General features: G+C 61.4%; 19 protein-coding genes and 3 pseudogenes. 10 read left to right on the forward strand and 12 right to left on the reverse strand.

Annotation, left to right across the window (positions count from 1 at the left end; genetic code table 11):
• Positions 1-152: 152 nt before the first annotated feature.
• A complete protein-coding gene (locus ACI512_RS15380) occupies positions 153-1,463 on the forward strand; it encodes a sugar ABC transporter substrate-binding protein (RefSeq protein ID WP_236381240.1) in 1,311 nt (436 codons plus the stop codon).
• Between the two features lie 19 nt (positions 1,464-1,482).
• Complete coding sequence (locus ACI512_RS15385) at positions 1,483-2,256, forward strand: L-iditol 2-dehydrogenase (RefSeq protein WP_236381238.1); 774 nt, start codon at positions 1,483-1,485, stop codon at positions 2,254-2,256.
• A 6-nt stretch (positions 2,257-2,262) separates the two neighbouring features.
• Here the strand turns inward: ACI512_RS15385 and ACI512_RS15390 are convergent, their stop codons facing one another.
• A complete protein-coding gene (locus ACI512_RS15390; RefSeq protein WP_012723691.1) occupies positions 2,263-2,955 on the reverse strand; it encodes an NUDIX hydrolase in 693 nt (230 codons plus the stop codon).
• A 146-nt stretch (positions 2,956-3,101) separates the two neighbouring features.
• Here ACI512_RS15390 and ACI512_RS15395 point away from each other — a divergent pair, with 146 nt between their 5' ends.
• Genes ACI512_RS15395 through nadE form a run of 3 tightly spaced genes read left to right on the forward strand, consistent with a single transcriptional unit; the run spans position 3,102 to position 5,789 of the window.
• A complete protein-coding gene (locus ACI512_RS15395; RefSeq protein ID WP_046036236.1) occupies positions 3,102-3,749 on the forward strand; it encodes a nicotinamidase in 648 nt (215 codons plus the stop codon).
• An 11-nt stretch (positions 3,750-3,760) separates the two neighbouring features.
• Positions 3,761-4,978: a nicotinate phosphoribosyltransferase gene (gene pncB / locus ACI512_RS15400; RefSeq protein WP_236381236.1), complete on the forward strand. Its 1,218-nt coding sequence runs from the start codon at positions 3,761-3,763 to the stop codon at positions 4,976-4,978.
• Between the two features lies 1 nt (position 4,979).
• Complete coding sequence (gene nadE / locus ACI512_RS15405) at positions 4,980-5,789, forward strand: ammonia-dependent NAD(+) synthetase (RefSeq protein ID WP_236381234.1); 810 nt, start codon at positions 4,980-4,982, stop codon at positions 5,787-5,789.
• A gap of 100 nt (positions 5,790-5,889) precedes the next feature.
• Here the strand turns inward: nadE and ACI512_RS15410 are convergent, their stop codons facing one another.
• Positions 5,890-6,378, reverse strand: coding sequence for a type VI secretion system tube protein Hcp (locus tag ACI512_RS15410; protein WP_064054518.1), 489 nt, complete (start codon positions 6,376-6,378; stop codon positions 5,890-5,892).
• Between the two features lie 184 nt (positions 6,379-6,562).
• On the opposite strand from ACI512_RS15410, the gene ACI512_RS15415 reads away from it, so the two are divergent.
• Positions 6,563-7,477, forward strand: coding sequence for an NAD synthetase (locus tag ACI512_RS15415; RefSeq protein ID WP_236381232.1), 915 nt, complete (start codon positions 6,563-6,565; stop codon positions 7,475-7,477).
• Entirely contained in the window at positions 7,474-7,962 is a 489-nt protein-coding gene (locus ACI512_RS15420) for a hypothetical protein (protein WP_236381231.1), read from the forward strand. Before ACI512_RS15415 ends, ACI512_RS15420 begins: the two co-directional genes overlap by 4 nt.
• 4 nt (positions 7,963-7,966) lie before the next feature.
• On the opposite strand, the gene ACI512_RS15425 is transcribed toward ACI512_RS15420, so the two are convergent.
• The 7 genes from ACI512_RS15425 to ACI512_RS15455 are packed head-to-tail and all read right to left on the reverse strand — an operon-like array spanning position 7,967 to position 14,406.
• Positions 7,967-8,998 carry an ABC transporter substrate-binding protein gene (locus ACI512_RS15425; RefSeq protein ID WP_236381230.1) on the reverse strand — a complete coding sequence of 344 codons (1,032 nt, stop codon included), beginning with the start codon at positions 8,996-8,998 and terminating at the stop codon, positions 7,967-7,969.
• Positions 8,999-9,012: 14 nt separating this feature from the next.
• The gene (locus ACI512_RS15430; protein WP_236381229.1) at positions 9,013-10,110 is read right to left on the reverse strand and encodes an FAD-binding oxidoreductase; all 1,098 of its coding nucleotides are present in this window, start codon (positions 10,108-10,110) and stop codon (positions 9,013-9,015) included.
• Entirely contained in the window at positions 10,107-11,450 is a 1,344-nt protein-coding gene (locus ACI512_RS15435; RefSeq protein ID WP_405121863.1) for an FAD-dependent oxidoreductase, read from the reverse strand. Before ACI512_RS15435 ends, ACI512_RS15430 begins: the two co-directional genes overlap by 4 nt.
• Entirely contained in the window at positions 11,447-11,737 is a 291-nt protein-coding gene (locus ACI512_RS15440; RefSeq protein WP_236381227.1) for a (2Fe-2S)-binding protein, read from the reverse strand. Before ACI512_RS15440 ends, ACI512_RS15435 begins: the two co-directional genes overlap by 4 nt.
• Entirely contained in the window at positions 11,737-12,531 is a 795-nt protein-coding gene (locus ACI512_RS15445) for an ABC transporter permease (RefSeq protein WP_046036242.1), read from the reverse strand. Before ACI512_RS15445 ends, ACI512_RS15440 begins: the two co-directional genes overlap by 1 nt.
• A gap of 4 nt (positions 12,532-12,535) precedes the next feature.
• Positions 12,536-13,381: an ABC transporter permease gene (locus ACI512_RS15450; protein WP_064054511.1), complete on the reverse strand. Its 846-nt coding sequence runs from the start codon at positions 13,379-13,381 to the stop codon at positions 12,536-12,538.
• Positions 13,378-14,406: an ABC transporter ATP-binding protein gene (locus tag ACI512_RS15455; RefSeq protein WP_122811665.1), complete on the reverse strand. Its 1,029-nt coding sequence runs from the start codon at positions 14,404-14,406 to the stop codon at positions 13,378-13,380. The genes ACI512_RS15450 and ACI512_RS15455 overlap by 4 nt, the downstream gene beginning before the upstream one ends.
• A gap of 243 nt (positions 14,407-14,649) precedes the next feature.
• Between ACI512_RS15455 and ACI512_RS15460 the strand changes: the two genes are divergently transcribed.
• Positions 14,650-15,480: an IclR family transcriptional regulator gene (locus ACI512_RS15460; RefSeq protein WP_405121864.1), complete on the forward strand. Its 831-nt coding sequence runs from the start codon at positions 14,650-14,652 to the stop codon at positions 15,478-15,480.
• Positions 15,481-15,664: 184 nt separating this feature from the next.
• Positions 15,665-17,242, forward strand: coding sequence for a hypothetical protein (locus ACI512_RS15465; protein WP_236379926.1), 1,578 nt, complete (start codon positions 15,665-15,667; stop codon positions 17,240-17,242).
• 5 nt (positions 17,243-17,247) lie between these two features.
• Here ACI512_RS15465 and ACI512_RS15470 read toward each other — a convergent pair.
• Positions 17,248-17,610: pseudogene (locus ACI512_RS15470) on the reverse strand (cation:dicarboxylate symporter family transporter); the annotation flags it as partial.
• Positions 17,611-17,728: 118 nt separating this feature from the next.
• A pseudogene (locus ACI512_RS15475) lies at positions 17,729-18,523 on the reverse strand (lyase family protein); the annotation flags it as partial.
• Between ACI512_RS15475 and ACI512_RS15480 the strand changes: the two are divergent.
• A pseudogene (locus ACI512_RS15480) lies at positions 18,510-18,932 on the forward strand (GntR family transcriptional regulator); the annotation flags it as partial. The pseudogenes ACI512_RS15475 and ACI512_RS15480 overlap by 14 nt on opposite strands.
• Here the strand turns inward: ACI512_RS15480 and ACI512_RS15485 are convergent.
• Positions 18,929-19,987 carry a methyl-accepting chemotaxis protein gene (locus tag ACI512_RS15485; RefSeq protein WP_405121894.1) on the reverse strand — a complete coding sequence of 353 codons (1,059 nt, stop codon included), beginning with the start codon at positions 19,985-19,987 and terminating at the stop codon, positions 18,929-18,931. The pseudogene ACI512_RS15480 and the gene ACI512_RS15485 sit on opposite strands and share 4 nt — an antisense overlap.
• Positions 19,988-20,000: the final 13 nt, after the last annotated feature.

A 20,000-nucleotide genomic window follows, 5' to 3' on the forward strand; every position in this document is an offset into this window, starting at 1 on the left:
GCTACCCCCGGTTTCGCTTGGCACTGATACTTTTTTAACTGACAGGCGACGGTTAAAAAAGTATCAGTCGAGCATCCGCCCTGCGTTTGTGAGGGCCTGGCCAAGCTGCTGTAATCGGCCCTCAACAACAAAAACAACAGGTGGAAACCGCTATGTTCAAGCTCCCGCAAGCGTTGTTCCTGCTTTCCGGCCTGGCAGTGGCCATGCCCGGCCAGGCTGCTGACACCGTCACCATCGCCACGGTCAACAACAGCGACATGATCCGCATGCAGCGCCTGTCCAAGGTGTTCGAAGCACAGCACCCGGACATCAAGCTCAACTGGGTGGTGCTGGAAGAAAATGTGCTGCGCCAGCGCCTCACCACCGATATCGCCACCCAGGGCGGGCAGTTCGACGTGCTGACCATCGGCACTTACGAAACCCCGCTCTGGGGGGCCAAGCACTGGTTGGAACCGCTGACCCAGCTGCCCGCCGATTACGACGCCGACGATATCTTCCCCTCGGTACGCCAAGGCCTGTCGGTCAATAACACCCTGTACGCCTTGCCGTTCTATGGCGAAAGCACCGTCACCTATTACCGCACCGACCTGTTCAAGCAGGCAGGCTTGACTATGCCGTCGCATCCTACCTGGACCCAGCTCGGCGAGTTCGCCTCCAAGCTCACCGCCAAGGATAAGGACCAATACGGCATGTGCCTGCGCGGCAAGGCCGGTTGGGGCGAGAACATCGCCTTGCTGAGCACCATGGCCAACGCCTTTGGCGCACGCTGGTTTGACGAGCAGTGGAAGCCTGAGCTGACCAGTCCCGAGTGGACCGCCGCGGCCAATTTCTACGTCAACACCCTCAAGCAATACGGCCCGCCGGGCGTGTCCAGCAACGGCTTCAACGAAACCCTGGCGCTGTTCAACAGCGGCAAGTGCGCGATCTGGGTCGATGCCAGCGTGGCCGGTTCCTTCACCACCGATAAAAGCCAGAGCAAGGTCGCCGACAACGTCGGTTTTGCCGCTGCGCCGACCGAAGTCACCGATAAAGGCTCGTCATGGCTCTACGCCTGGTCCCTGGCGATCCCGGCCACGTCCAAGCACAAGGACGCCGCCAAGGCCTTTATCAGTTGGGCGACTTCCAAGGATTACATCCAACTGGTCGCCGACAAGGAAGGCATCACCAACGTACCGCCTGGCACCCGCCAGTCCACCTACAACGAGGCGTACCTGAAGGCCGCCCCGTTTGCCCAGGTGACCCTGGAAATGATGAAACACGCCGACCCCGCGCACCCATCAGCCAAGCCGGTGCCGTACGTGGGCATTCAATACGTGACGATCCCTGAGTTCCAGGCCATCGGCACCTCGGTCGGCAAGCTGTTCTCGGCGGCGCTGACCGGCGGCATGTCGGTTGACCAGGCCCTGCTGCAAGCGCAGTCCACCACCGAGCGCGAGATGAAACGCGCCGGTTATCCGAAGTGATTTTTGACGGGACATACCCATGAAACGACTGGAAGGTAAGAGCGCGCTGATCACCGGATCGGCGCGCGGTATCGGCCGCGCCTTCGCCCAGGCCTATATCGCCGAAGGCGCCACGGTGGCCATCGCCGATATCAACCTGCAACGGGCCCAGGCCACAGCGGCTGAGCTGGGCCCACAAGCCTATGCGGTAGCCATGGACGTCACCGACCAAGCGTCCATCGACGGCGCGATTGCCGCCGTGGTGGCCCAGGCCGGCAAGCTGGATATTTTGATCAACAACGCGGCGCTGTTCGACCTGGCGCCCATCGTCGACATTACCCGTGAAAGCTATGAACGGCTGTTCTCGATCAACGTCGCCGGCACGCTGTTCACCCTGCAGGCCGCCGCGCGGCAGATGATCAGCCAGGGCCACGGCGGCAAGATCATCAACATGGCCAGCCAGGCCGGGCGCCGGGGCGAGGCGCTGGTGGCGGTCTACTGTGCGACCAAGGCAGCGGTGATCAGCCTGACGCAATCGGCGGGGCTGAACCTGATCAAGCAGGGCATCAACGTCAACGCCATCGCACCGGGCGTGGTGGATGGGGAACATTGGGATGGGGTGGACGCGTTGTTTGCCAAGCATGAGGGTCTGGCACCCGGGGAGAAGAAAAAGCGTGTAGGGGATGAGGTGCCCTTTGGACGGATGGGCACGGCGGAAGATTTGACCGGGATGGCGATCTTCCTGGCCTCGCAGGAGGCCGACTATGTGGTGGCCCAGACCTACAACGTCGATGGCGGCAACTGGATGAATTGACGCCGCCTACTCGGCGAAACTTCGATCAAAGAAGTAAATGTCCCCAGGCTTCAGGTTTTCCACCGTCGCCTGGGGCCTGCCGCCTTCACCCTGCTTCTTGCGCCCCGTCTCCCGCAGATACCCCGCCTCGGTCAGCTTCAACATGCGCTGGCGAATACTGGTCTTCAACACCGGCCGTGCGAGCACCAGGGAAAAGATCGTGGTCGCCTCCGGCGCGCTGAATTCATTGCCCAGGAACATCAGCGGCAAGCTGCTGTACAGCGACTTTGAAAACAGGCGTTCCTGTACCGATGCCACGATCATGTTGTGATCGAACGGCAGCTTGATGCTGCCGTCCGCCACGGCATTCAGTGAATACCAGGCTTGATGCTCGCCGAGCGTCACCTCATCCGCCACGATCGCCAGGTAGTACGTGGACGACGACCAGCAACGCGGGTCGCGAAACGCATCGCCCACCGTGCCGACTTGCTCGCTCCAGGCCAGTTCAAACCCTACCTTGTCACTCGCCCGCAAGCGCTCCACCGCATCCTGGAGGCGCAGATCTTGCACGCCGCCATTCACCACCACCCCCGGCAACGCCCAGTGCCCGGCGAACGGCTCGGCGTCGCGTTTGTTCAGCAGCAGCTTCAATTCGCCCGCGCGGCGGCAGTAGAACAGTACGCACAGGTCGACGGTGTGGAGGTAGGCGCTAAGCGGCATGTGAGCTCCTTGCGAATAACAATGGGGCACAGTCTAACGGATCAAACAGATATGTCATGTACTGACGCCAGGATAGATAACCAAATGTTTCTTGCAATGAAAGTACATGACGTGTACTTTTGTTTCCAGGCCACAGGAGAAACGCCATGACCCTCGCGAAAACCGCCATTGCTTCATTCGACGTCGACGCCCAGAAGAGCTTCACGCCACTGTGCCCCAACGAGTTGCCTGTGGCCGGCGGTGACCAGATCGGTGCCGAACTCAACTACATGGCCAGCCTCGCCGGCCATCGCGTCGGCAGCAAGGACGCCCACACCCCACACGCTCCCTGGGTGGTGTCGCAGCACAGCGAGATGCTGCAACCCACCGGCCTGGCTCATGCCGATGTGACCTGGGTGAGCCACTGCGTCCCTGGCACCGAAGGCTTCACCCTGCTGGACGCGTTGCCCACGCCCTATGACTACGATTACTTCATCTGGAAAGGCGTCGAACCCGACCTGCACCCCTACGGTGCCTGCTACCACGACCTGCACGACAAGCTGTCCACCGGCGTCATTGAGTACCTCAAGGCCCAGGGCGTCACCCGCGTGATCGTCGGCGGCCTGGCGCTGGACTACTGCGTCAAGACCACCGCGTTGCAACTGCTCAAGGCCGGCCTGGACGTGGTCCTGCACCTGCCGGCATGCAGGGGCATCACGGAAGAGGGCGGCGTACGGGCCGTCAATGAATTGCTCAAGGCCGGTGCCGTCATCAGCAGCACCCGCGAAGAACTGGCCGCGATGGCCACGCGTTAAGGAGAGACACCATGGAAAGTGCATACGACTACGAGTCCCCGGTGATCCAGGGCTTGCTCGACACCGACTACTACACCTTCACTATGATGCAGGCCGTGTTGCACCAGCACCCGAATGTCGATGTCGAGTACAACTTCATCGTCCGTTCGAGGGAAAAACTCGGCCACCTGATCCCCGAGCTGCGCGCCGAACTTGAAAAAATGGCCGGCCTGCACATGCGCGAAGGCGAGCTGCGCTTTCTGTTCAACCCACGCTTTCGCGAATACCTCACCCCGGATTACGAGCGCTTCCTCGGTCTGTTCCGCTTCAACCTGCGCTATATCCACGTCAGTGAAGTCGACGGCCAGCTGAACATCCGCGTGGTCGGCCCGATGCTGCACTGCATCATGTTCGAACAGCCGGTACTGGCCCTGGTCAGCGAACTGCGCAACCGCGACAAATACCCTGACGTGACCCTCGAAGACGTCACCCGCAAGCTCTACCAGAAGTTCGACTGGCTGGAGAAAAACCTCAGCCGCGATGAACTGGCCGACTTGCGCGTCTCCGACTTCTCCACGCGCCGGCGCCTGTCGTTCAAGGCCCAGCGCGAAGTGGTCGACATCATGCGTCGCGACTTCCCCGGCCAGTTCGTCGGCACCAGCAACGCACACCTGGCCTACGAATTCGACCTGCCGCTGATCGGCACCATGGCCCACCAATGGCTGATGGTGCACCAGCAGCTGGGCCGGCTGCGCGAAAGCCAGAATGCCGCGCTGGAAAACTGGGTACGTGAATACCGTGGTCGCCTCGGGATCGCCCTGACCGACTGCATCAGCACCGACTTTTTCCTCAAGGACTTCGACCTGTACTTCGCCAAACTGTACGACGGTCTGCGCCAGGATTCCGGTGATCCCATCGCCTGGGCCGACAAGGTGCTCACGCGCTACAAGCAATTGGGCATCGACCCGATGACCAAGGACCTGATGTTCTCCGACGGCCTGAACTTCGAGAAATGCCTGCCGATCCTGCGCCACGTACGCGGCAAGGCCAAGTTCGGGTTCGGCATGGGCACCAGCCTGGCCTGCGATGTGGAAGGCGTCGAGCCGCTGAGCATCGTGATGAAGCTGGTGCGGGTACACGGCGAGCCGGTGGTGAAATTCTCCGATGACCCGGTCAAGAACGTCTGCGAAGACGCCTCGTTTTTGCAGTACGCAGCACAAGTGTTCAACGTTGGCAGTGTGGAGGTGTGACATGCAAGACCGTATCGCACGAGAACTGAACATCAACCGCGCGCTGGTCCAAGGCGGCGAGCCCGAGGAAATCCAACGGCGCATTGACTTCATCAAGGCCACCTTGCGCCACTCAGGCTGCAAGGCCCTGGTGCTTGGCATCAGCGGCGGCGTGGACTCGCTGACCGCCGGCCGCCTGTGCCAACTGGCGGTACAGCAACTGCGCAGCGAGGCGTACGCCGCACGCTTTATCGCCATGCGCCTGCCCTACAAGACCCAGGCCGATGAACGCGACGCCCAGTCCTCCCTGGACTTCATCACCCCGGACCACATCGACACCCTGAACATCGCCGCCAGCGTCGACGGCCTGATGGCCAGCCTGACCGCCACCGAAGCCAGCGCCGAACACGTCGATTTCATCAAGGGAAACGTCAAGGCCCGCACCCGCATGATCGCGCAATACGCCGTGGCCAACCTGCACAGCGGCCTGGTGGTTGGCACCGACCATGGCGCCGAAGCGCTGATGGGCTTTTTCACCAAGTTTGGCGACGGCGCCTGTGACCTGGCCCCGCTGTCGGGCCTGACCAAGACCCAAGTGCGCCTGTTGGCCAGCGCCCTCGGTGCCCCGGTCAACCTGGTGCATAAACACCCTACTGCCGATCTGGAAGAGTTGGTGCCCGGCAAGTTAGACGAACATGCGTATGGCTGCACCTATGCAGAGATCGACGCGTACCTGATGGGCGAGCCGGTGAGTGAGCGGGTGAAAGCGATTGTTGAGGGGGCCTATGCGAAAACAGCGCATAAGCGAGCGCTGCCTATCGTTCCTCATTAGATGCATTTTAACTGTGGCGAGGGAGCTTGCTCCCGTTCGACTGCGTAGCAGTCGCCGGCTTTCAGGGGCGCTTCACACTCCAGTGCACGCGAGCATGCTTCTAGATCTTGATGTTCTCGCGAATACTCCAGCCAAACCGGATAGGCCCACCATCCTTACCGCCATCGGCTTTCTGCGGCTGGTAGCTGACGTCCACCTTGGCGAAGTTAAGGCTGATTTCCTCTGTCAGCACATCATTGGTTGCCGCAGCGCGGGTGTCGTAGGAGGCGACCATGACTTCCTTCAAGGTGATCACCAGGTACTCCACGCTGCTATCGCCCCCGGCCTTGCGCACCACGATTCGCGCCTCGGGGTAATGCTTGCCGGTTGCGCACGCCATCATGAGGTTGGGCGAGGATTTATCCAACGACTTTTCAATCGCGATGTTGGCCATATCAACCTTGCCGGCACCACCGCCCGTGCCACTGTGCATCGAGCCTGACTGGGTCATCCTCCAGCCCCAGCGGGAAATATCGATTTCATCGCGATGCGCCTGGTCCCTGGACTCGCCCTTGATGTCTCCCAGCTTCAAAAACATATCGGTTGTCATGTCCGCTCCTTGTTTTGTCATCCGCCGATAGTGGCGCGGGAGTACTTTTCCGATTTATGGGATTGCCCACAAGGCGCAGGAAGGCGATCAGGAAGTGCCCGTCCAGAAAAAGGAAATCTTCCTACATTCCAGCAGGATATCGATTCTTTACGCTCTGCACTCTTGTGCGTTCAGGAGTAAAGGAATGGCTACCAGTGTATTGAAGGACGGTTTCCCTAAGGCTCACCTCACCACTCGCGAGCGGGTGGAAAGCAGCATTGATCTGCGCCGGTTGTTTGCGGCTATTGACGCCGATCCGGCGATTGCCGGGGCGGGGGTGGTGTATCTCGATTCCAATCTGTGGCCCTTAACGTTGCGTGAGTTTCAACCGATTTGCCGGGTGTTGCCCAAGCGAGTGATCTTGCGGGAAATGCCGGCGTCGATGGCGCAGGCGGATTTTGTGCGCCGGTTGGAGCATGAGCCACGAGAGTCGCACCTTGTATTCGAGGCGCTTGGGATGGGATTGGCGTGTGGGAGTGCGGTTTTAGGTTGGATTGTCGCGGTAAGTGGAACCGCTGCCATTCCATTTTCGGCTGGCGCCAGTTCAGTGATTGCCGCTGTTGGTTACACCTCTGCTGCGGCAAGTTTCGTTCAATGTGTCGTTGGCGGATACCGTGTGTACAACGAGCTCACCGAGCCTTCGAACAACGAATCATTGGACAGTGAACCCTGGTACCAACACACAACCGCTGCATTGGACGCTGTCGCACTGGTGGGTGCAGGTACCTCGTTCCTGACAACCCTGAGAATGGTTAAAGCGACGAAGGTGAGTACCGGAAAGAATTGGCAGCAGGTACTGAGGGGGCTTACCCGACAAGAGCGAGCGAAGCTGACGAAGGAGTTACTGAGTATTCAACACCCACATCTATCTTCGAAAATGTTGAAGTTGAGGCAGTTGGAAGGACATTTACCTAAGCGACTGACACCAGCAAAGCTGCGTCACGCGACAGTAACTCAAATTAAAGATGTTCTAGGCGCATCAATGACTGTAATGGGCAGTGCTGTATCCGGAAATTTTCACACCGTTGCCGTAGGCCTCTATGAGGAGTTTGAAGAATGATCTTTCTGATGACGATTGAGGAGTTCTGGTGTTTTCTGAAACGTTACTTTCCCGTTCATATGGCAGCGCTTTTTGCTCAAGGCTTCGCCGTTGCCGTTGGCGTACCTATGATGTTTGACGGTTATTTTCGTGGATTGCCTGTTGGCGAAAATCTCAAATATTCCTTTTTTTCGGTGCTCGGTTTGGCTTTTCTTATTGCTCACTGCAACTTCATGATCGTGCGTGGCTATCCAAGCTGGCTATGGATCCCGGTAGTTCTGATGGTGCTTAGTCTGTTGGGTGTTTTACCGACCATCGAACACCGCCCTCACAAGGTGTTCTATGTGCTAGGCCTGTTATTCCCGCTGCTGGCTCTATTGCTGATCAATAGTAAACGTCACCGAGAAGCCCGAGCTGAATGGGTAAAGCTTCGTCAACAGCGTCTGCGCATCGCGAAGATAATCCGTACCCAGCGTCAACGAGTTCGGCGCCGGGCAGGGTTATGAAGTTCTACCGCTCAATCGACCGACTCCACCGCGCATTCCACTCCGGCCGCGCTTGGTTGACCTGGTCCCAATCAATCGAAATCGCGGTCTGCAAGTAACCCTGCATGGCTTCCACACGCGCCCGGGTCTTGTCGGTGGTTGGTGTGGTCGGGTTCGACGGAATCTGGTCACCTTCCTCCAACGCTGGTGCCTGGGCCTCGGCGGTCAGCAAAAAGGCCGCGAGTTTCTGCGCCAGTTCCGGTTGGTCGTTGCGCGCGATCACGCATTCGGCCACGTTCAGCACCACCGCGCCTTCCTTGGGTTGTGCATATTCCATCGGCACGCCGAGCAGTTTCTGGGTGGCGACCTGGGTCGGGGTGAGGGGGAAGATCGCGGCTTCGTCGGTCTGCACCATCTCGGAGATTTTCGCCGAGCTGGCGATGTATTCCAGCACGTTGGGGCCGACGGTTTTCGGCCAGGCCTTGAAGCCGGGCTCGACATTGGTTTCGTCGCCGCCCTGGATGCGGTTGAACATCAGGAAGCCGTGCAGGCCGAAGGTGGACGACGCCAGGGACTGGAACACCACTTTTTCCTTGAAGCGCGGGTCGGCCAGGTCCATCCATGAGGTGGGCGCGGCCCAGCCTTTTTCCTTGAACATCTTGGCGTTGTAGCCCAAGCCGGTGACACCAAGGGTCACGGCCACGGCTTCCTCCTTGATTCTGGCCTTGGCCGGGATCTGTTCCAGGGTCGGGCTGGGCGCCAGCTTGTCGCACAGGCCCATGGAGATGGCGCGGTACATGATGCCGTCGTCGAGGAACATCACGTGCATCTGTGGGTTGTCTTTGTTGGCCTGGACCTTGGCGAGGATGTCCGACGAGGTGCCGGGCACGATCACCACCTTGACGTTATTGGCCTTTTCGAACGCGGGCAGCACCTTGTCGGCGTACACCCGTTCCATGGTGCCGCCGTTCATGCCCAGGTACAGCGTGGGCGCGGCGTGCGCGGTGGACGCGAGCAGGGCGAGGGACAAGCAGGACAGCGCAATACGTGGGTTCATGGATGTTTTTCCTCTCAGGCTTGGAAACGACGGATGGAAAACGCTTCGATGGGTTGGCGGCTGGCCCCGTTGCAGACGATCTCTGCCAGGGCTTCACCCACCGCGGGACCGAGCTGGAACCCGGCGCCGGCAAAGCCGAAGCCATGGAGCAGGCCAGGTTGGGTGCTGCTGGGGCCGATCACCGGTTCGTGATCGGGTAGATAACCTTCGGTGCCGCTCCACGTGCGAATCGCCTGGGCACCCTTGAGGAACGGGTACAGCTCGCCGGCATTGCGCAGGATCTCCAGCACCGCTGCCTGCCCCGGCCGCGCGGTCAGCGGGCCCAGGGCAAAACCGCGACCGCCGCCGAGGATGCAGTTGCCCCGGGCGACCTGCCGCGCATAAATCCCGCCGCCTTCAACGCCGGTGCTCACATTCATCACCACCGGCAGCGGCTCGGTGACCAGCATCGCTGGATGCGCCGAGGTGATCGGCACCGCTTCGCCAAACTGCGCGGCGACGGTGCCGGCCCAGGCGCCGGCACAGTTCAGCAGCCAGGGCGCTTGCAGGTGCAGACCGTTGGCGCACTGCACCTGAAAGTGCTGGCCGTCATGTTCTACGCCAATCACCTCAGCCTGCTCGTACACCGATGCGCCAAGGCGCTGCGCGGCACGGGCGAAGGCCGGGGACACCAATCGTGGGTTGGCGTGGCCGTCTTGCGGGCAAAACGAGGCGCCCACCGCAATATCGCCGACCCAGGGAAAGCGTGCGCGCAGTTCGGCGTAGTCGAGCAACTGCAAGCCCAGGTCAAAGCCACGGGTCTGCTCGGCATACGCCTGCAACGCGGCGAAATCAGCCTGACTGCGCGCCAGCTTCAAATGCCCGGAGCGCACGTATTCGCCGTCGATGCCGATCAGGCCCGGCAAGTCGGCCCACAGTTGATGGGCGCGCTGTGACAGCGGCAACTGATGCAATGGCCGGCCCTGGCGGCGCACACCGCCATAATTCACGCCGCTGGAATGCGAGCCACAGAAGTCCCGTTCCACCAAGGCCACGCGCCGGCCTTTCTGCGCGAGCATCAAGGCCGCCGACGCGCCGACAATCCCACCGCCCAGCACGATGACGTCGATCATGACTGCGCCTCCACGCCAAACGGCAGCGGCTTGATTGGCGCCTGGCCACGCAAGCGGCCGACGTTTTCGATGCCCCGGCCGCTGCGCTCGGCGACTATCTCCGCTGCCGCCGGCCCGCACATGCGGCCCTGGCAGCGGCCCATGCCGACGCGACAGTGGGCCTTGACCCGATTGATTTCCCAGTGGCCTTCATCCACCACCGCACGTATATCGCCGGCGCTGACTTCTTCGCAGCGGCACACCATCAACGCATCCGGTGCCTGTGCCGCCCACTGCTCAGGGAAAGGAAACGCGGTTTCCAGGCCCTGGCGAAAGCGCTGGATACCCGCCAGTTGTTGTTCCAACACGGCGGGGCGGCGGTGATCAATGGCATTGCCCGCGCCCTCCAGTACCGCCAGAGCAGCACGTTCGCCGGCCATCTGCGCGGCGTCCGCGCCCATGATCCCGGCGCCGTCGCCCGCCAGGTACACACCGCTGATACTGCTGCGCCCGGCGCTGTCGCGTTGTGGAAGCCAGGCGCGGTTCAACGTGTTCCAGGCGAATTCACAACCGAGCAGATCCGCCAGTTGCGTCTCGCTGCGCAGGGCATGGGCAAAGCCCACGGCGTCGCATGCCAGGCTGTGCTCACCCCAACGAATAGCGCTGACCCGCTGTTCGCCTTCGATCTGCGTGAGCGTGGCGCCCTGATGCACGGCAATCCCATGGGCCGTCAGCCAGGCGCGGTAATACAAGCCCTTGGCCAAGGTCGCCGGTTGCCCGAGCAGCGCCGGCAGCGCTCGGCACTGCGCGCTGAACGGTGCGCTATCGAGCACCGCCACGACCTTGGCCCCGGCTTTGGCGTACTGATAGGCGACCAGGTACAACAACGGCCCGCTGCCACAGAACGCCACGCGCTCACCGATGGCGCAGCCCTGGTATTTCAAGGCGATCTGCGCCGCGCCGAGGCTGTAGACACCGGGCAAGGTCCAGCCCGGCACCGGCAGGATGCGGTCGGTGGCGCCGGTGGCGACGATGATCTGCGCGTAGTCGAGGCTCTCGGCGCGGCCGTTGTTGAGCATATCCAGGCGGCCGTCCTCGGCGTTCCACACCAGGGTTTGCGGCCGGTAGTCGATCAGCGGCGCCAGCTCATCCAGGGTGCGGTGCACGGCTTGGGCCTTGCTCGCTTCAAATCCGTAGAGCTGCCTGGCGGTGCGTTGGAAACCTTGGGGTTGGCGCCGATAAATCTGCCCGCCACCGCGCAGGCTCTCATCCACCAGGCAGGGTGTGATGCCGTGGTCGAGCAGGGTGCGCGCTGCGCTGATGCCTGCCGGGCCTGCGCCCACAATCACCACCGGCTTCATGGCTGGCGCCCCGGATCGCGGCTGACCGCCTCACCTTCTTCCAGCAGCGTCGAACAGGCGCGCACGCGGCGCCCATCTTCAAGGCGCACCCAGCAGTCCTGGCACGCGCCCATCAGGCAGAAACCGGCACGCGGTTCGGCGCTGAAGTCACTGCCGCGCAGGTGCTCGGCGCAGGTCAGCACGGCGGTGAGCACCGTGTCACCCAGCAAACCGCTGGCAGGCTGGCCGTCCAGGGTGAAGGACAGGACCGGGCGTTCGGTCTCGGCTAAGCGTTTGAACAAGGCCATCAATGTTTCCCCACCAGCACGCGGTCCAGGCCGTAGACCCGATCCAGCAGAATCATGGTCGCCGCCGTCAGCGCAATCACCAGCGCCGACACCGCCGCCATCATCGGGTCGATGGACTCGGTGGCGTACACATACATGCGCACCGGCAGGGTTTGCGTGGCCGGCGAGCTGACGAAGATCGACAGCGTCACCTCGTCGAAACTGTTGATGAAGGCTAACAACCAACCCCCGGCGACACCGGGCAGGATCATCGGCAGGGTGATCTGGCGAAACAGCGTGAAACGGCCAGCCCCCAGGGATTCGGCGGCATGCTCGGCGCTGCGATCAATACCGATGGCTGCAGCCAGCACCAGGCGCAGCACATACGGCGTGATGATCACCACATGGGCCAGCATCAGCCAGGTAAAACTCCCGTTGACGCCCATCAGCGCAAACAAGCGCAGCATGGCCACGCCCAACACCAGGTGCGGGATGATGATCGGCGACAGGAACAACGCACTGAAAAAGTTGCGCCCCGCAAACGAATACCGGCTGATCGCCAACGCCGCCGGTACGGCAATCAAGGTGGCCAGTGTCGCAGCGGTGAACGCCAGGATCAGGCTGTTATAGAACGCCTGGATAAAATCCGCCCGCTCGAACACCGCGCGAAACCAGCGCAGCGAGAAGCCCGACGTGGGCAGGCTCAAGGTGTTTTCGGGCGTGAAGGCCACCAGGCACACCACCACCAGCGGCGCCATCATGAACAGCACCACCAAACCGTGGAAACCAAGGGCCAAAGGACCGTTTCTGGACATGCGCTTAAACCCCCAGGGACTTTTTGTAGCGGCCTTCGACCATGCGGTTCCAGCTCAGCATGATCAGCAGATTGACCAACAGCAGCACCACCGCGATGGTCGCGCCCATGGGCCAGTTGAGTTCCGAGAGGTACTGGTCGTACACCACGGTGGCGACCATTTTCAGGCGACGCCCGCCGAGCAGGCCGGGGATCGCAAAGGAGCTGGCGGCCAGGCCGAACACGATCAAGGTGCCGGACAGCACGCCGGGCATGACCTGCGGCAACACGATCTTGCGCATCACCGTGGCCTGGCTGGCGCCCAGGGACAACGCGGCTTGTTCAGCCGACGGGTCGAGTTTCTGCAGGGAGGTCCACACCGGGATGATCATGAACGGCAGCATCACGTGCACCAGGGCGATGATCACCGCGAACGGCGTGTACAGCAGCTTCACCGGGCGCCCACCGAGGAACTGGATCACTTGGTTTACCAGCCCGTCCGCGCCGAGCAACAGGCTCCAGCCAAAGGCGCGCACCACCACCGAAATCAGCAAGGGCGTGAGGATCAGAATCAGGAAGATCGAGCGCCACGGCGTGCCCATGCGACTGAGGATGTAAGCCTCGGGCACACCGATCACCACGCACAGCAGGGTGACCAGCGCGCTGATCCAGAAGGTGCGCCAGAAAATCTCGTAAAAGTACGAATCGCTGAACAATGACAGGTAGTGCGCGAAGGTCCATTCATCGGCCTTCACGCCCACCTGGTAGTCAAAGACGTTGAACGACAGCACCAGGGTCAGGCCCAACGGCAGGATCAGCAGCCCGACAAACAGCACCAGCGCCGGCAGCGAGAGCAGGTAGCCGCGACTCATGGGTGCACCTCATCCGCCGCCAACACGCGCAACAGGCTGGCGTGCCAGTCCAGGCCTACCGCTGTGCCGCAACGCAGCGGCGCGTTGCCGTCGTTGCTGCGCACCACGGTGACTTCGCCGAGGGCGGTGTCGATGTGGTACAGCCATTGACTGCCGAAGAAGTAGCGATTGATGACCTGGCCTTGCAGGCGACCTGTGCCTGCGTCCACCAATTGGATCTTTTCCGGGCGCAGGCTCAGGGTCAGTTCGCCGTCGCCGCTCTCGTGGCGCACTTGCGGGGTGCCGAGTGTGTCGTAGTCGCCCGGCAGCAGGTTGGCCTTGCCGACAAAGTCGGAGATGAAGCGCGTACGCGGGTGTTCGTAGAGCGTGTAGGGCGCGTCGATCTGGGTCACGCGCCCGGCCTGCATCACCACCACGCGGTCGCTGATCGACAGCGCTTCGGCCTGGTCGTGGGTGACCATCAACGTGGTGATACCGACGGCGCACTGGATGCGGCGGATCTCGAACTGCATCTCTTCGCGCAAATTAGCGTCGAGGTTGGACAACGGCTCATCGAGCAGCAACACCGGCGGCTCAATCACCAACGCGCGAGCCAGGGCCACGCGCTGGCGCTGGCCGCCGGACAACTCCCGTGGGTAGCGGTCGGCGTGCGGCGCCAGGCGCACCAGTTCCAGCACGGTCTTGACCTTGCTGGCGATCTCGGCGGCCGGCACTTTGCGCATCTTCAGGCCGAAGGCGACGTTGTCGCGCACGCTCATGTGCGGGAACAGCGCGTAGCTCTGGAACACCACGCCCAGGCCACGGCTGGCGGGCTTGGCGTGGGTGATGTCGCGGCCGTCGAGCAGGATCTGCCCGCCGCTCACATCGACGAAACCGGCGATCATTTGCAGGGTGGTGGTCTTGCCGCAGCCCGAAGGGCCGAGCAGGGAAACGAACTCGCCTTTTTCCACCGCGAGGTCGGTGGCGACCACCGCGTCGACGGCGCCGTAGCGTTTGCTCAAGGCGTTGAGTTGGAGAAATGCCATGTCTGCGTTCCACCTTTTTTTGAGTCGCGTCGAGACGCGCTTTTTTGTTTTGGGCAGATGCGAAAAGGGTGTTGCGGGTGCGTTGGCGCTCGATCTCAAGTCGGCTGCCGGTTGTTGTTCATTTCGCCCCTGTGGACGCAGATTAGGACGAAGACTAGGATGGGCGGAAGATAGAATTTCACTGAACGGACTGTTATTTTCAGTTTTATTCACTCACCGGAATTTGCAAAGAGATGGATTGTTATGGATTCCACTGATCGAAATGAAAAGGGCAAAGAAGTCGGGGTGGGCGGAGTGTCTCGTCTGTTCGCGCTGCTGCGCACCTTGGGTGAAGTGCCGGAGGGTGGCGAACGCGTTACGCAGCTCGCGCAACAGGTGGGCCTGTCCCAACCCACCACCCACCGCCTGCTGCGCAGCCTGATGGACGAAGGCATGGTCGAGCAGGACGCACGCAGCAAGCGCTATCGCCTCAGCCTGGAGTTCTTCGCCCTGGCGGCCAATGCGGGCAAGACCGGCAACCTGCGCGACCTGGTGCGGCCGAGCATGCTGCGCCTGAGTGCTTCACTGGGCGACTCGCTGTTCCTGCTGGCGCGCAGCGGCTTCGATGCGATCTGCCTGGACCGCAGCGAAGGCCCGTACCCGATCCGCACCTTCACCGGCGATATCGGCGGGCGTGTGGCATTGGGCGTGGGGCAGGGCAGCCTGGCGATCCTGGCGTTTTTGCCGGAGGAAGAGCGCGAGACGGTGATCCGCTACAACCTGCCACGGCTCAAGGACTTCCACCTGTATGACGAAGTGCTGTTGCGCTCGGAAGTGGAGAACGTGCGCAACCTGGGGTATGCGGCGCGCAATACCGGGGTGCTGGAAGGCATGGCGGGGTTGGCGGTGCCGATACTGAATCGGGACGGGCATGCGGTGGCGGCGTTGAGCGTGGCGACCATCAGTGACCGCCTGGGGCCGAGCCGGTTGCCGATGGTGGTGGAATTGTTGAAGCGCGAAGCGGCGGCGATCGGGCCACGGATCAATCCGTTTGATCCGACGTTGCGCAGGCCCTCACACACCTTCGGCGGGTAACCGATTTCAGCCTCGATGAAGAGCAAAAAATGTGCGAGCGGGTTGCTTTCCCGCCCGGTAAGTGCTGGTTTTTACCGATGTTCCACTGGAACCGTTGCTCTTTGTGTGGCCACAGATGGGTGTCGACAAAGCGTCCAACCGAGCGTTGGTCGGCTGTGATGCATCTACTCCCTGAGGTGTTGCCATGGTAAATACTCAATACGGTCAAAATTATCCACTCAGTTTCAATCGGCCTGATCTTGACGGGCAACCCACCTCGCGGGAGGACAAATACAAGCACACTTCAAATTTGGATCTGGTGAAGACGTTTGGGAATAACTTTGACTACTTCGTCAATACCAAGACCGGCTTCGTGGACCAGGCCAAACTCCGTGAAGTGGCGGCTCGTCCGCTGACCGGTAATTCCGTTAACGACAATATGACGCTATTGGCAGGCGAAATCCTGAATCGCCCGGACGTGAACCGTAAGTTGGATAAGTTGAATGAGCGCGGTATACACGACGGTCTTGTTGACCGTGAAAACGTTGAACAGCTCGTTGATTACTACACGAGCGATGACGCGTCTGCCGGCCAGCAGTCCAGGGCCGGAGAGCCGAGCACTGCACCGTCATTTTCGCAGGCTTACCCTGCGCAATATGAGCGTCCCATTAATAACGTCGGAGCGTTTAACCAGGCTGCGATGAATCATTCACCGGGGGACTATCGCGCGCCCTCAAATACTACGGTTGCACGGGATTTTGCCGATAGCTTCAGTTACTTCCAGGGACCGTCCGGCTTTGTCACACGTGCAGTCCTTGAGGACGCTGCCAACCGTCCATTGACCGGTCACCCGGTGCACGACCGCATGACAATGCTGGCCAACGAGATTCTCAGCCGTCCTGCAATGAGTCATTTGCTCGATGCAATCAACCATGGCGGCCTTGAAGATGGGCTGATCAGCCAGGGTGACGCGAACAGGGTGGTTGATTACTACCAAACCCAAGAGGCACCGTCCATGCAGAGTGGGGCCGGAAGGTACACCGGTTCCATGCAGCGCCAACGTATTGAAAACACCTATGACGAGAACTATCGCCCCCAGGCATTCGGTACAAATGCGGCCATTCAACCTCTTTCCTGGGTCATGTCCGCATCGTCTCAAGGCGAAGGCATGAGCCCGCAGAATACTGAGGTCGCTTATGCGTTCAAAGGCACCAAGGACTCAGACTTGGCGAGCGAGTTGGGTAATAATTTTGATTATTTCAAACCCGACGCGAATGGAAAAATCACTCAGGGAGCGCTTCGTGAAGTCGCGGGTCAGCCCTTGACTGGCAATGCGTCGGATGACCGGATGACTCTGTTGGCCAGGGAAATCATCAGTCGGCCGGGATTCAATAGCAAACTGGATTCCGACCATGATGCTGACAAGTCCGACGGAATTATTGGGCGCGACACTATTGAAAGGGTGTCCAGGCAGAATGCAGCGCCAAGCTATGAAAAAATGAGTGACGTTGAACTGCTTCAGGCCCTTGACGAAAAGTTCAAACAGTATTGGGGCGCGGATAACTATATCAGCTTCGATAGTTTAAAAAGTGCTGCTGCAGAGTCTCCACCGACAGACCGGTCTGGACTCGCGGCTGAACTTCTCCGGCGCCCGGGCCTGATGAAAGAGGTCGATATTGGCACTGATGGCAAAGGCGGCAGGGGCGCAGAAGATGAAAGGTTTAATTGGGTCAATGTCGACTACGTGAGAGGAGAAAAACAAGCGCAGTCGTTACGGGGTTGAGTGTGGGCCGCGGCGGCGCTGCTCGGGTGGGCGTCGTGCATGCCGGAGCCGATCTGCAACAGGTTGCCCCACAACAGGCCGATGGCCAGGGCAAGGGTGGAGACCACTTCGAAGTAGATCAACGCGCGCAAGCCGACCTTACCGACGCGCTTGATATCGCCGGCCGAGGCGATGCCGTGGACCACGGTGAAAAACACCAGCGGCGCGACGGCGGTCTTGATCAGCTTGAGGAAGATATCGCCAAGGATCTTGAAACTGGCGGCCAGCTCGGGGGCGAGAAAGCGGAAGGCGATGCCGAGGAACATGGCGGCGACGACCTGGAAGGTCAGGTCCTTGTAGAGCGGTTTTTTTGCGGGGGTGGATGACATGTCTGTGATCTCATTGTTGTTATGGGCACATGTTAATAGGTGGCTCTGCCCTGCTTTTTGTGGTGAGCGGGCTTGCCCCGCGCGAGGCAAGCTCGCTCACTACAAAAGCCAGGCCAATTCAGCGTTTGACTGAGCCGGGGCGCGCCAGCGCGATGTCCACCATCTGCGGCGCGAGCCCCAGGTAGTTGGCCGCGTCGGTCAGGCGTTGCAGTTCGGCCAGGTCCAGTTGCGCGGTGGCTTCACCCTGGGCGAGCAGGGCGTCGAGCATCAGCCCGGCGTGTTGGCGCACGCCCTTGGCGGCGGCGTACATCAGCTCGCAGGAAATCGGGTTGCGCTTTTGCGGCATGGTGCTGCTGGCGCCACGGCCCTTGACGAACGGCTCGTACACTTCGCCCAGCTCGCTGGTCATCATCATGATGTCGAGTGCGATCTTGCCCAGGGAACCGGTGACCAGCCCGAGGAAGTTCAGGGTCTCGGCCAGCCCGTCGCGGGCCACGTGCCAGGTGGCCTGCGGTACGCCCAGGCCGAGTTCGCTCATCAACGCTTCCTGGACTTCCAGGCCTTTGTCGCCGAGGGAGGCGAGGGTGCCCGCAGCCCCGGCGAACTGGCCGATTTCGACGCGTGGGCGCAGTTCCACCAAGCGCTCGGCGTGGCGGTCGAACATGCTCAGCCACACCGCGCACTTGTAGCCGAAGGTGATCGGCAGCGCGTGCTGCAAGTGCGTGCGACCGGCCATGGGGGTGTCGCGATAACGCTCGGCCAGGCCGGCGAGCAGCCCGCGCACGGTCTGGATATCGCGCTCGACGATGGCCAGTGCGGCGCGTACTTGCGGGACCACGGCGGTGTCCATGATGTCCTGCGTGGTGGCGCCCCAATGCACGTAGCGGCCCGCTTCACCACAGATCGCCGACATCGCCCTGGCCCGGCGCCTGGGGCTGGAACCGGGCGGGCATTACTTCTGCGTGTCGAGCATCAAGGTCGATGCCGGCGCCGGCAACGCGCCGTTGTGCTGGACCGACGTGTATGCCGAGCAGACCTTTGCCGAGGTGATTCCCGAAGCACGCAAGCACCCGGGTGAACTGATCGCGACTCTGATCGGCAAGGCCTTCTCGCGGCACATCGATGTGGTCGACCAGCAGGTGCGCCCGGTACAGTTATCGTCCGAATTGACCGCCAGCCTCAAGGCGCAGAGCGGTGCGCTGGGGCTGACCATCATTCGCCAGTACCGCGAGGAGGCCGGCCTGCTGATCGCTGTATCGGAATCGGTCGACCCCGCCGACCGTTTCACCCTGACCATGCAGATGAAACGCGACAAACACTAGGCCACGTTGAAAAACGCCACCTTGGTGCTCAAGCGATCCGCCAGCTCCGCCAGTTCGTGATTGGAATTTTCTACCTGCTCGGAGCCCGCCGCCGATTGCACGGTGGAGCTGTGGATGCGCGTGACGTTCTGTGCAACCTCTTCAGCCGCCGCGCTTTGCTGCACGGAAACACTGGCGATCTGCGCGTTCATCGCATTGATCGCGCCGACTTCCTGGCTGATCTTGCCCAGCGTCAACTGAGAGTCGCGGGTCTGTGTCACGGTGGCCTGGGCCAGGCTGCGGCTGCGTTGCATGATGTCGGCGGCGTCCTGGGTGCCGCTTTGCAGCTTGCCGATCATGTCGCGGATTTCCTGGGTGGACTCCTGGGTGCGCGTCGCCAGGGAGCGCACTTCATCGGCCACCACCGCAAACCCTCGGCCATGTTCACCGGCACGCGCGGCCTCAATCGCCGCGTTCAGCGCCAACAGGTTGGTCTGGGCAGCGATGGCGTTGATCACTTCGATCACGGTTTCGATGTTTTCACTGTCGCTGGACACCTGGTTGACCCGAAGGGTGGCCTGGTCGAGGATCGTCGCCAATTCTTCGATGGACACGGTCACTTCGCCCACCAGGCGGTGGCCGCTGTCCACTTCGGCGTCGGCCAGGATAGTCGCCTTGGAGGCGGCGGAAGCGTAGCCCGAGACCTCGCTGACCGAGGCGGCCATCTGCGTGATCGCGGCCGCCACGTGCTGGGCTTCGCTGGTCTGCAGGTTGATCTGCTGGCGGTTATCGCTGGCCACTGACAGCAGGGTGACCGAGGAATGGCGCAGGGCCTGGGCTGCCGAGCGCACTTCGCTGATGGTGTCGCTCAGGCGTGCCAGGGCGTTTTTCAGGATGCCCATTACGCTGTCGGGGTAGCGGGTTTCGATGCGCTGGTTCAGCTCGCCATCGGCCAGGCGGCGGATCGCCTCGGCGACTTCCTCCGGCTCTGCGCCAAGGGTGGCCTTGACCTTGCGGATAATCAGCAGTGACACCAGCACGCTCAAGATGATCGCGACGGCGCTGGCCAGCACCATCAGCACGGCAAAG

This window comes from Pseudomonas petroselini, assembly GCF_045037875.1.
GTDB lineage: Bacteria > Pseudomonadota > Gammaproteobacteria > Pseudomonadales > Pseudomonadaceae > Aquipseudomonas > Aquipseudomonas petroselini.

Bases quoted from the DNA above. Each gene is read 5' to 3' on its own strand.
- ACI512_RS15450 (WP_064054511.1), bottom strand. From the start codon at position 13,381: ATGAGTCGCGGCTACCTGCTCTCGCTGCCGGCGCTGGTGCTGTTTGTC.
- ACI512_RS15435 (WP_405121863.1), bottom strand. From the start codon at position 11,450: ATGAAGCCGGTGGTGATTGTGGGCGCAGGCCCGGCAGGCATCAGCGCA.
- ACI512_RS15390 (WP_012723691.1), bottom strand. From the start codon at position 2,955: ATGCCGCTTAGCGCCTACCTCCACACCGTCGACCTGTGCGTACTGTTC.
- ACI512_RS15415 (WP_236381232.1), top strand. From the start codon at position 6,563: ATGGCTACCAGTGTATTGAAGGACGGTTTCCCTAAGGCTCACCTCACC.
- ACI512_RS15465 (WP_236379926.1), top strand. From the start codon at position 15,665: ATGGTAAATACTCAATACGGTCAAAATTATCCACTCAGTTTCAATCGG.
- ACI512_RS15380 (WP_236381240.1), top strand. From the start codon at position 153: ATGTTCAAGCTCCCGCAAGCGTTGTTCCTGCTTTCCGGCCTGGCAGTG.
- nadE (WP_236381234.1), top strand. From the start codon at position 4,980: ATGCAAGACCGTATCGCACGAGAACTGAACATCAACCGCGCGCTGGTC.
- ACI512_RS15420 (WP_236381231.1), top strand. From the start codon at position 7,474: ATGATCTTTCTGATGACGATTGAGGAGTTCTGGTGTTTTCTGAAACGT.
- ACI512_RS15445 (WP_046036242.1), bottom strand. From the start codon at position 12,531: ATGTCCAGAAACGGTCCTTTGGCCCTTGGTTTCCACGGTTTGGTGGTG.
- ACI512_RS15410 (WP_064054518.1), bottom strand. From the start codon at position 6,378: ATGACAACCGATATGTTTTTGAAGCTGGGAGACATCAAGGGCGAGTCC.
- ACI512_RS15460 (WP_405121864.1), top strand. From the start codon at position 14,650: ATGGATTCCACTGATCGAAATGAAAAGGGCAAAGAAGTCGGGGTGGGC.
- ACI512_RS15485 (WP_405121894.1), bottom strand. From the start codon at position 19,987: ATGGTGCTGGCCAGCGCCGTCGCGATCATCTTGAGCGTGCTGGTGTCA.
- ACI512_RS15385 (WP_236381238.1), top strand. From the start codon at position 1,483: ATGAAACGACTGGAAGGTAAGAGCGCGCTGATCACCGGATCGGCGCGC.
- ACI512_RS15395 (WP_046036236.1), top strand. From the start codon at position 3,102: ATGACCCTCGCGAAAACCGCCATTGCTTCATTCGACGTCGACGCCCAG.
- ACI512_RS15440 (WP_236381227.1), bottom strand. From the start codon at position 11,737: ATGGCCTTGTTCAAACGCTTAGCCGAGACCGAACGCCCGGTCCTGTCC.
- ACI512_RS15455 (WP_122811665.1), bottom strand. From the start codon at position 14,406: ATGGCATTTCTCCAACTCAACGCCTTGAGCAAACGCTACGGCGCCGTC.
- ACI512_RS15430 (WP_236381229.1), bottom strand. From the start codon at position 10,110: ATGATCGACGTCATCGTGCTGGGCGGTGGGATTGTCGGCGCGTCGGCG.
- pncB (WP_236381236.1), top strand. From the start codon at position 3,761: ATGGAAAGTGCATACGACTACGAGTCCCCGGTGATCCAGGGCTTGCTC.
- ACI512_RS15425 (WP_236381230.1), bottom strand. From the start codon at position 8,998: ATGAACCCACGTATTGCGCTGTCCTGCTTGTCCCTCGCCCTGCTCGCG.